This window comes from Vicinamibacteria bacterium, from assembly GCA_035620555.1.
In the GTDB taxonomy this organism is placed as follows: Bacteria; Acidobacteriota; Vicinamibacteria; order Marinacidobacterales; family SMYC01; genus DASPGQ01.
Window position 1 is genome coordinate 1 of sequence record DASPGQ010000244.1, and the last position, 9,904, is coordinate 9,904.

The window sequence follows — 9,904 nt, forward strand, 5'->3', positions numbered from 1 at the left end:
ACCAGGCACGATCGTCCCGGGAGCGGCTCAACAACTCGTTCCACAAGAGTGGGTAGGCCTGATGGCGTGCGACTTCAGTGGAAGCAAGATGCCAGATCGTAAAGAGCAGCAGTACGATCAGAGACAGAATCGTCGGGGCCAGGCGGCCGAAACGCCCGTCGAGAAGACAGGGAGCCGAGAGCAGCCATATCAAGCCGAAGCTAGAGCTCGAGACGAGCCAGGTGTAGGCCACGGAGGTGGGGGAAGGCCCAAACGCGCGAGCCGAGCTCACCAACGACACGATCAGAACCAGCACCACGAACGCGAGGGCGCGATGCCAGCGCAGGCGAGATCGTTCGTTTTCCGACGCAGTCCCGCCGGGTACGCCCGCGTTCGGAAGTCGCTCGATGAAAACGAGGCTCGCAACCGAGCCGAGCGCCAGGATAGCCGCAAGGAGCAGCGCCGTGGGAAACGCGACGGGCTCCCCGAGGCTCGTGGCATAGACGACCGCCGAGCCCAAGACGAGCGTGGCGACGAGATCCATTGCAAGAAATCGTTGCGGCCAGCCCTTGCTTCGCCAAACCCCGATCAGCCCCGCCGCAATGCCGGTCAAGAGGACGGGAAGAAACCACGGGTTGACCAGCTGGTGTGAAGCGAGCGCCACCGGCAGCACGCAGGGGAAGAAGACCCACGGCGCGAACCTCGAATCGGGGAGGTTCCAGGTACTCCCGAGCCACCTCGGGCATTCGGATGACAAAGCCTTTTCCCGGTTCACGACGTCCTTGGGAGAGAGCATCGCCTTACCCCGCTCTCCGCGCGCCGATCCGATATCGAACGATGATTGTACAGGTCCTAGGCTCCATGCTAACGCCGTGATGAGAGAAGTTCCAGCTCCAACTGAAGGCGACCATTGCCCTTCGCCATTGCCATGCGTTTTTTGGGCAAGGCCGCAGGTCCCACCGGTGCTAATAATTGACAGATTCTGTATGACAAAAATTGGATCTCTGTGGGTTTCGGCCAAGAGCCCGCCAGGGCCGACTATCCAACAAGCCATTACTAATAAATGGCTTAGCATCGTTTTGCCCCTATGGCACAGCGCTTGCTTTAGGGGGAGCATCGGTTGCTTACGAACTGCTGATTTCGGCGCCTGGGTTGGGGCGGTTCCATTTAGGACCCGAGACGGCAGTAAGCAAGTTCCCCGTGAGGCCACAAAGGCTCACGGGCTAGTGGAGAGAAGAGAGAAATGAAGAACAACAAAGGATTCACCTTGATCGAGCTGCTCATCGTGATTGCGATCATCGGCATCATCGCCGCGATCGCCATCCCGAGCTTGCTTCGCGCTCGCGTCTCGGCCAATGAGGCGCAGGCGATCGGCGACACCCGTACGGTCATCTCCGCCGAGCAGACTTACGCCGCGTCCAACTGTGGATGGTTTGCGCCCCTCGAGAACCTCAACCGCCTCGCCACCGGGATTGGCATTCCCAATTATCCGACGCAGGCTCCGGAGTTTCTCGGGAACGATCTCGGACGGGTACCTCCTTTCACGAAATCCGGTTACAGCAGAGATTGGAGTGATGGTGGCAGTGGACAGCCCCCGGGTCTCGGGACCCAGTGCGATCCCGCCAGCGTGCCCGACTACTGCTACACGTCCACCCCCGCCAGCAACTTGACGGGTGCGCGAGCGTTCGCGGGCAACGCCACCGGCGCGGTCTACGTTGACCAGGGTGGTAACTTGATCGCTTGCCCGGTCCCGAACGCGACCACATTCCTCGAGTAGCTTTCGGGAGCTCGGATTGGATTATCGGGGCGGCGCTTCCCGGCGCCGCCCCGAATCCGTTTGAGCACAATCCCTTCTCTTGGGAAGTCCCTCCGCGATCACGTTTCGGAGCGGTCCCTGGCACCGCAATATGCTAAGATACATCCAAGCTCTTACATCCACGGCGAAACCAGATCTGGTTTTGCTTCGACTTATGTAGCAACATGCTGGTCGTCGAAACCAAAGGACTTACCAAAGACTATGACGTCGGGTCGCTCCTAACCAAGCGCCGTCGGGCGCTCGACCACCTCGACTTGACCGTCGAAGAGGGTGAGATTTTCGGGCTCATTGGCCCGAACGGGGCGGGGAAGACCACGACTCTGAAGCTTCTCATGGGACTCGTCTTCCCGACCGAGGGCGAGGTCACCATCCTGGGGAGGGCGATCGACGACCCCTCGATGAAGGCCGAGATCGGCTACCTCCCCGAGCATCCCTACTTCTACGACTATCTGACGGGGAGGGAGCTCCTCGACTACTTCGGGCGTCTATTCGGCATCCCTTCGGAGCAGCGGAAACGGAGGATCGAGGAGCTGCTCGACCGAGTGGGAATCGCCGAGGCGGCGGACCTCGCGCTCCGCAAGTACTCGAAGGGCATGACCCAGCGGCTCGGCATCGCTCAGGCCCTCATCAATCGGCCCAAGCTCGTGTTTCTCGACGAGCCGATGTCCGGGCTCGACCCCATGGGTCGGCGCGAGATGTCGGGAATCATCCGGGAGCTTCGCGAATCCGGCGCGACCGTCTTTTTTTGCTCGCACGTCCTTCCCGACGTCGAGCAGCTGTGTGATCGCATCGCGATCCTGAATCGAGGCTAGTTGGTAGAGGTCGGGCCGCTGACCGAGATTCTCGACGTCTCGGTGAACGCCGTCGATATCGTGGTCGAAAACCTGAGCGGCGGGCTCGAGACCGAGCTCTCATCGAGCGCGAGGAGCGTGCGTCGGACGGGAGACCGCTGCCAGGTGGCTCTTTCGACTCGCGCGGATCTCGACGCCCTGCTCCCCCGGATCCTATCCGACGGTGCGAGGCTGGTCTCGGTGAATCCCGTCCGCGAGACGCTCGAAGACCATTTCGTCCGGGAAGTCCGAGCGGGTGACGGAGGCCAGTCGTGAACAGCGTACCGTTCGTCGCTCTGAATACCTTCCGTGAGACGGTACGGGACAAGGTCCTCTACAACCTGGTCCTGTTCGCCCTTCTCATGATCTCGAGCTCCTACGTTCTGGGGAAAATCTCCGTCTATCAGGAGGTCAAGATCATCAAGGATCTGGGGCTCGCCTCCATATCGATCTTCGGTATGGTCATCGCGATTTTCATCGGCATCGGACTGGTCGCCAAGGAGATCGAAAAGAGGACGCTCTACAGCCTGTTGCCAAAGCCGATCTCCCGGGTGCAATTCGTCCTGGGCAAATACTTCGGCCTCTGCCTTACGCTTCTCGTCAACGTCAGCGTGATGACGCTCGGGTTGTACGGGGTGCTCCTCGTCATGGAGGAGCCCTTCGACTCCGCTTTATTGAAAGCGATTTTTCTCATTTACGTGAGTCTTGCCGTCGTCGTTGCCGTGGCGCTTCTGTTCAGCACGTTCACCTCCTCGCTCCTGGCGGGGCTTGCCACCGGTTTCGTCTACGTCGCGGGATATTTCTCCGCGGATCTCAAGCATTTCGACGCGGTCGTCGACTCGAGCTTCATCCCCAGCGTCACTCGCGTGTTGTACTACCTCCTTCCGAATTTCAGGAACTTCGATATCAAAGCCCTGGTCGTTGGCGGAGATCCGGTGTCCGTAGCCCAGGTGGGGTGGGCGACTCTCTATGGCGCCGTCTATATTGGTTTGGTGCTGGCAGGCGCCTCCTGGATCTTCCAGAAGAGGAATCTCAAGTAGGTGGCCCGTGAGCTCGAGCAGAGCCGCCTCCGATGATCAGCTTCCGGTAACCTCGGCGAGGACCCCCTCGGCCTTACCCGGTCAGATCGCCAGGGTCTTCTTGATCGCGGCGCTCTTGTTCGCCGTTTATCTCATCCAGGTCCGTATCGACGAATCGTTCGGCGAGTATCGGGCCACGGAGGAAATCCTCTACGTCGAGAGCGGCGAGACTTTGAAGAAGGTGACGCTCGGGTTCGAGAACCTCGTCGCCGATCTGTACTGGCTGCGAACGGTGCAATACTTCGGAGGGAAGCGACGTCAAGTCACCAACAAGAACTATGCGCTTCTCGAGCCTCTTCTCCGGATCACGACCGACCTCGACCCCGACTTCAAGATCGCTTATACCTACGGATCCACGTTTCTCTCGGAGCCGTTCCCTTCGGGGGCGGGCTTGCCCATCAAGGGGATCGAGCTCATCGATCGGGGAATCGCGAACCATCCCGACTACTGGCGCTTCTACCTGGACAAGGGCTTCATCTATTTCTGGTACCTGAAGGACTACCACAAGGCGGCCGAGATATTTCTCGAGGGGAGCAAGATCGAGGGAGCTCCCTATTGGATGGTCGCCACCGCGAGCCGGACCCTCACGAAGGGCGGCGAGCGGGAGGTCGCGCGCGAGCTGTGGCGATACCTCTACGAGACCGCCGAGACCAATCAGCAGCGCGAGAACGCCGCGATCCACCTCCGGCAGCTCGATGCCCTAGACCAAATGGACAGACTGCGCGAGACGGTGCGGCGTTTCGCCGAAGATCTCGGTCGCGCCCCGCAGAGCTGGCAGGAGCTCGTCGACGCCAAGTACTTGCGTGCTCGACCGGTCGATCCCGCGGGAGTTCCTTACGTGCTCGACCCCTCGAAACTCGACGTCACGGTTTCGAAAGAATCGAGCCTGAGCGGCCTGCAGTCCATACGCTGAGCTCGTCGCCTTGGCCGGCTCCTGGAGCTCCTTCGTATCCTGGCTCGGGCCAGGATTCGCCTTTTCCTTCGGACTCGTCTGGGGTAGTTTCGTCAACGTCGTCATCCATCGTCTGCCCCGGGGGAAGTTCCTCGATTCGAATCGTTCGCGCTGCCCGGCTTGCGGGGAGATCGTTGCCGCTTACGACAACGTCCCGGTGCTGAGTTTCGTGTTCCTCGGTGGCCGGTGCCGCTATTGCAAGGCCCGCATCTCGTTTCGCTACCCGGTCGTGGAGCTCGCCGTCGGGTGCGCTTCACTCCTGGCGTACCTCCGGCACGGCCCCACACTCGAGTGCGTGGTGGAGCTCGCCTTCGTCGCCGCCCTCGTCGCCCTGGTCTTCATCGACTACGAGCATCAGATCCTCCCCAATAGCATCACGATCCCCGGGGTACTCGTCGGACTCGCACTCTCACCGCTACGCGAGACCATCTCGGTTCGCGACTCCGCGCTGGGAGCCCTGCTGGGCGCGGGTCTCCTGTTCGTAGTGGCCGAGCTCTACTTTCGCCTGAGAGGAATCGAAGGTCTCGGTTTCGGCGACGTGAAGATGATGGGTATGGTGGGGGCCTTCCTCGGCTGGAAGGGCGTTTTCCTGACCTTGTTCCTGGGATCACTCGCAGGCTCGGTCGTGGGTGCCTTCGTTCTGGCACGCGGGGGGGATATGCAGACCAAGCTTCCGTTCGGAACGTTTCTCGGGGCGGGCGCCATCGTCGCGTTGTACTCCGGAGCGCGTCTCATCGGCTGGTATAGCGGATTGTTCTGAAACCATGTTCGGAAGGGAAGCGAGGGTTCGGCTCTTTCTGGCGTTTCTGATCCTCGTCCTCGTCGTGGTGAACAGTCAAAGTCTCCTGAACTCCCAGCATTCTCGGGACGCCTTGATCGCTTCGTTCGACCGCTCGGTGCGCGCCACGGCCGAGCTCATCGCGGTCGAGCTGAGCCGAGAGAAAAAGCCTCTCGATTCGTCGGCCGCGAGCGTCTTTCTAGCGGAGGCGGCGAAAAAACGCGGCCTCGAGTCCGCCTGCCTCTTCGATCTCGATGCCCGTCTCCTCACCGGGGGAGCCTGTGCGCCGTCCGCGGCTCGTGCTTTCGATCGCCTGGATGCGGACGGCCGTCGATCGCTCCTCGGCCAGGGATGGGCGATCACCGGAGCAATCCCCGCTTACGATCCCGAATCGGCAACCGTAGCCGGGTACTTGATGACCGAGAACGGCATCATTCGAGTGGAGTCTCCCGCCGGTCCCGTCGCTCTGGCCAATCGGCGGCTGCGCACGACGCTCATCTATCAAGTTTCGGCATTGAGTTTCGTTCTCGTCGCGGTGTTTCTTTTTCTGCGCAGCCTGCTCGCCCCTCACCGGAAGCTCGTGGCCGAAGCGCGATCGGTGGCCACCGAGCTGTCGGACGGGCTGCCCGATTCTCGCGACGAAGCCGAGTTTCTTCTCGGAACGTTTCAAGAAGTCGTCGCCCGGCTGAAGCGGAAAGAAGACGAACTGGCTTCCCTTCACCGTCTGGAGAAGGCTCGGGCCGACGAGAGCGAGGCTCTCGCCAGCGACATCATCCGAAGCATGACCACGGGTCTCGTGAGTCTCGATGCCTCAGGAGTGGTCGCGATGGTGAATCCTGCGGCCCGGCGGATCTTCGGCGTCGATGCGGACGTGAGTGCCGGGCGGCCTTTCGCCGACGTCTTCCGGGGCTCGGACGAGCTCGAGCGGTGGATCTCCGATGCGATCGAGCGATCCGAATCCCATCTCCGCGGTGGGATCCGCTATCGAACCTCGACCGGGGAGACGCTCCACCTCGGGGTCAGCGTCATTCCCCTCCTTTCCGATGAGGGTCGCGCCCGAGGCGCTCTATGCCTGGTCGCCGATCTCACCGAGGTGGTGGAGCTTCGAAGCCGGTTGTTGTTGAAGGACAACCTGGCGCGCCTCGGGGAAATGGCGGCTGGCATCGCACACGAGTTTCGCAACGCGCTCGCCACGATTCTCGGCAATGCCCGGCTGCTCCGGGCCGAGGTCGAAGGGGAGTCTCGCGAAGTGGCCGATGCCCTCATCCAGGAGGGCCAGTCCCTGACCCACGTGGTTACCGAGTTCCTTCAATTCGCCCGGCCGGAGAGTCTGAGCTCCGAGCACGTCGACCTGCATGACATGCTTCGTGGTCTCGTCGAAGAGATGCGCGAGCGCGCGAGCGAGTCGCACGTGGCCCTTACGTTCGAAGGAGATCGCGTCGGGATGGAAGGAGACTCGCGGTTGCTGCGCAAGGCTTTCTCGAATCTCGTCCTCAACGCCATCGAATCGCTTTCGGATGCTCCGCCTCGGGCAGGTCGCGTCGAAGTGCATCTCTCCCGATACGACGGATACGCCGTGGTTCGTGTTCGCGACAACGGCCCGGGCATCTCGGCAGCGGATCGCGAAAAAATTTTCACGCCGTTCTTCACGAGGAAGGAGCGGGGCACGGGTCTGGGACTCTCGGTTGTTCAGAAAGTGGTCGTTTCCCACAACGGGACCATCGAGCTCGAGCCCGCGCAAGCCGGGGGAGCAAGCTTCGTCGTGCGTCTTCCGCTCGAAGTCTTGGGCTCGTCCTCCTCGGACCCCTGGGTGTAGGTATCATGACGGGACCCGGGGAAATCGCTTTCCAAACGCCGTTACCTAAAGTAGCACTCTCGCGTCGTTCGACCCGTCGTCCTTCCTCGGTAACCCGTCTCAATTCGTTGTTACGCCTGAGTTTGTAGCAGAGTCACAGCTCGGAAGCCTATTGGTCCGAGCCTTGCACTAGAAGGCGGCACTCCAACGCGAAGATCAGATTTCAGTGCGGGAAGGGGGTTCCCGAAGTGGCTTCCAAAGTAAGAGTGAACGGATTCAGCATGATCGAGCTCCTGGTGGTGATCTCAATCATCGCGATCATGGCGGCGGTCTCAATCCCCTTGGCATTGAGTTTCGTGCGCAACTACCAGATCACCGGCGCTGCCCACAACGTGGCCGCCCAGATGCAGATGTCACGCGGGCAGGCGGTGAAGCGGAACACCAGCCGCGGCATCCTCCTGAACTTCAACTACCCCGAGGCGGGTCGCTATCAGTTCACGAGCCTCGATCCCAACCCGCTCAACGGAAACTGGGACGGGGGGGTCTATAAAGACTACTCTCCCAAGAACTTTCAGGAAGGTACCACGAGTTACGGCGCCGTTCCCGACGTGCCCTACAACACGGCGGATCCGGATCCGGCGAACGGCATCATGTCGCCTCACGGCTTGGTTCTCGAGCTTCCGCAGACCGTCCAGTTCGATGCCGGCACCTTCAACGCGCTGCTGTTTAGGGCAAACGGCTCGGTGCGCGGAGTGAACGCGGCCGGTGGAGGTGCGCCGGTGCTCACCGAGAACGGAGTCGATTATTCGATGACGATCCGCGATGCCGCTACGAATTTGAGCCGAACGATCACGATCAGCCGGAACGGCCGGGTAATCGTCGAGGAACAGTAGGAGAGCGTTTCATGCCTAGAAAACACACGACCGAAGAAGGCTTCTCTCTCATCGAGGTGATGGTGGCCATCGTGATTCTGACGGTGGGTCTCTTGTCTCTGGCACAGATGATGGTCGTGTCGACCCATTCGAACACGCTCTCGGGACGAATGACCTCGTGCAGTGCGCTCGCCAAGGAGCAGCTCGAGCGCTTGAAGGCGGCTCCGTTCTACACGGTGCCCGCCTCCCTCACGCGCAACCCCGCGCTCGCCTCGGGTGGCGACGTCGACAGTACGGTCACCGGGTACTCGCAGCTCTACGATCCCCAGGGCCTTCCGAGCGTCGGGACCGGGCTCTACGAGGTGCGATGGGAGATCACCGACAGGCTTAGCCCCCTGCCGCTGGAGATGATTCAGATCGACGTGCACTGTCTTCCCGCGGGGGGCATCGAGGATCAGTTCGCCGTCATCGGCGACGCCACATTTACCACCTTTCGAACGGCGAACGTTCGCTGAGAAGGAGCTCACAGCATGAAAGACATCCAAAGACGCCTTCGTACCGAGGAGGGATCGGCCTTCGTCATCTCCATCCTCGTTCTCTTCGTGCTCTCCGTGCTCGGGCTCGCGCTGATGCTGACCACGACTACGGAAAAGGACATCTCGATCAATTTTCGCTGGGGCGAGCAGGCATTCTTCAACGCCGACGCCGCGCTGGAGTACGGAAAGAACGTGCTCGCCGCTTACGCGGTCGTGAACACGGACTTCGCCTCCGTGCTTCCTCCCCCTCGCGGCCCCGGACTCGCCACCGTCGCCGACAACGAGCAGCCCTGGGGACAGGCCCATCCGGAGCCGGGCGCCTGCAACCCCTCGACGGCCGGCTGCCGGGACTATCAGTACCACTACGATCAGTGCCCGACGACCGGCGCCTGCACCCGCATCTATATCGGCCGAGTCCTTCGGAGACCCGACGGCACGCTGGCCCTGTGGGACTTCCGCGCTCCCGCGGGCACGCCGGGCGATTTGGACAACGACGGCGTCGTCGATATCGAGGGAACCTTCACGCTCTGGGTTCGGCGGCCGACCGCGGGAACGGGCGACTACGACGGAAACGACCGGGTCATCCTGACCGCCGAGGGAACGGCGCCCAATGCCGGTGGACTCGGCAGCCGGCCCACGTCGCTCAGGCGGCTCGAAATGTCGATCCGCCTGCCTTCGTCCGGCGTCGAGGGCACGGCCTACAGCGATTCCAGCAAGGGAAGCGACAGCGGCGTCGCCAAGACGAACTATGGCGGATAGCCGGAGAACTCTGGGGGAAACCATGTCTCAACGAAGAAGAAATCAATCGAACATCTGGAGAACCACCGGGAAGCGTCTTGCGCTCGCCGTCGTGGCGGCCATCGTCGCGCTCACCTGGTCGCAAACGGGATACGCCGTGGCGCCGTGTGTGATCGGGCGCGGGCTCGACCCGCTCGACGTGCTCAACGCGGACGTGCGGCACAACGTGTGGCTCGTTCTCGACACTTCGGGATCGATGGGTACCGATTTCGACCCAATCCAGCCCGGAACCCAGTCCAGGATCAGTGTGGCCCGCGACGTCCTCACGGAGGTCGTCAACGAGCTGGTCGACGCCACCGGCCGTCCGCTGTTCAACTGGGGCATCGTTGGCTTCGGACCGAACAGCCCGAACAACACGACGGCCTGTAGCGCGCAGTTCACGAACAACTGTGTGGGTCTCGACTTGAACAACCTCGTGAACCCCCCGGCCTGCGACGAGCCTGACAACAAGACAGTCATCTTGAACCGG

General features: G+C 61.7%; 12 protein-coding genes. 11 read left to right on the forward strand and 1 reads right to left on the reverse strand.

What is annotated here, in order from left to right; all coding sequences use genetic code 11:
• The coding region (locus VEK15_10355) for a monovalent cation/H+ antiporter complex subunit F (GenBank protein ID HXV61085.1) at positions 1–775 on the reverse strand (775 nt) is incomplete at its 3' end.
• 447 nt (positions 776–1,222) lie between these two features.
• Between VEK15_10355 and VEK15_10360 the strand changes: the two genes are divergently transcribed.
• The 11 genes from VEK15_10360 to VEK15_10410 form a co-directional block, all read left to right on the forward strand.
• The gene (locus tag VEK15_10360) at positions 1,223–1,756 is read left to right on the forward strand and encodes a prepilin-type N-terminal cleavage/methylation domain-containing protein (GenBank protein ID HXV61086.1); all 534 of its coding nucleotides are present in this window, start codon (positions 1,223–1,225) and stop codon (positions 1,754–1,756) included.
• Between the two features lie 203 nt (positions 1,757–1,959).
• On the forward strand, positions 1,960–2,607 hold the full coding sequence (locus tag VEK15_10365; GenBank protein ID HXV61087.1) for an ABC transporter ATP-binding protein: 648 nt from the start codon (positions 1,960–1,962) through the stop codon (positions 2,605–2,607).
• Entirely contained in the window at positions 2,608–2,901 is a 294-nt protein-coding gene (locus tag VEK15_10370) for a hypothetical protein (protein ID HXV61088.1), read from the forward strand.
• On the forward strand, positions 2,898–3,665 hold the full coding sequence (locus tag VEK15_10375) for an ABC transporter permease (protein HXV61089.1): 768 nt from the start codon (positions 2,898–2,900) through the stop codon (positions 3,663–3,665). Before VEK15_10370 ends, VEK15_10375 begins: the two co-directional genes overlap by 4 nt.
• A gap of 7 nt (positions 3,666–3,672) precedes the next feature.
• The gene (locus VEK15_10380) at positions 3,673–4,617 is read left to right on the forward strand and encodes a hypothetical protein (protein ID HXV61090.1); all 945 of its coding nucleotides are present in this window, start codon (positions 3,673–3,675) and stop codon (positions 4,615–4,617) included.
• A gap of 10 nt (positions 4,618–4,627) precedes the next feature.
• Positions 4,628–5,416 carry a prepilin peptidase gene (locus VEK15_10385; GenBank protein HXV61091.1) on the forward strand — a complete coding sequence of 263 codons (789 nt, stop codon included), beginning with the start codon at positions 4,628–4,630 and terminating at the stop codon, positions 5,414–5,416.
• Positions 5,417–5,420: 4 nt separating this feature from the next.
• The gene (locus VEK15_10390; protein HXV61092.1) at positions 5,421–7,250 is read left to right on the forward strand and encodes an ATP-binding protein; all 1,830 of its coding nucleotides are present in this window, start codon (positions 5,421–5,423) and stop codon (positions 7,248–7,250) included.
• 227 nt (positions 7,251–7,477) lie between these two features.
• Positions 7,478–8,122 carry a prepilin-type N-terminal cleavage/methylation domain-containing protein gene (locus VEK15_10395; GenBank protein ID HXV61093.1) on the forward strand — a complete coding sequence of 215 codons (645 nt, stop codon included), beginning with the start codon at positions 7,478–7,480 and terminating at the stop codon, positions 8,120–8,122.
• 11 nt (positions 8,123–8,133) lie between these two features.
• On the forward strand, positions 8,134–8,616 hold the full coding sequence (locus VEK15_10400; GenBank protein HXV61094.1) for a prepilin-type N-terminal cleavage/methylation domain-containing protein: 483 nt from the start codon (positions 8,134–8,136) through the stop codon (positions 8,614–8,616).
• Positions 8,617–8,631: 15 nt separating this feature from the next.
• Complete coding sequence (locus tag VEK15_10405) at positions 8,632–9,396, forward strand: pilus assembly PilX N-terminal domain-containing protein (protein HXV61095.1); 765 nt, start codon at positions 8,632–8,634, stop codon at positions 9,394–9,396.
• Between the two features lie 22 nt (positions 9,397–9,418).
• The coding region (locus VEK15_10410) for a hypothetical protein (protein HXV61096.1) at positions 9,419–9,904 on the forward strand (486 nt) is incomplete at its 3' end.

What these genes read in the sequence shown, in the direction of transcription:
- VEK15_10360 (HXV61086.1), top strand. Translation starts at nt 1,223, where the DNA reads ATGAAGAACAACAAAGGATTCACCTTGATCGAGCTGCTCATCGTGATT.
- VEK15_10365 (HXV61087.1), top strand. Translation starts at nt 1,960, where the DNA reads ATGCTGGTCGTCGAAACCAAAGGACTTACCAAAGACTATGACGTCGGG.
- VEK15_10390 (HXV61092.1), top strand. Translation starts at nt 5,421, where the DNA reads ATGTTCGGAAGGGAAGCGAGGGTTCGGCTCTTTCTGGCGTTTCTGATC.
- VEK15_10400 (HXV61094.1), top strand. Translation starts at nt 8,134, where the DNA reads ATGCCTAGAAAACACACGACCGAAGAAGGCTTCTCTCTCATCGAGGTG.
- VEK15_10405 (HXV61095.1), top strand. Translation starts at nt 8,632, where the DNA reads ATGAAAGACATCCAAAGACGCCTTCGTACCGAGGAGGGATCGGCCTTC.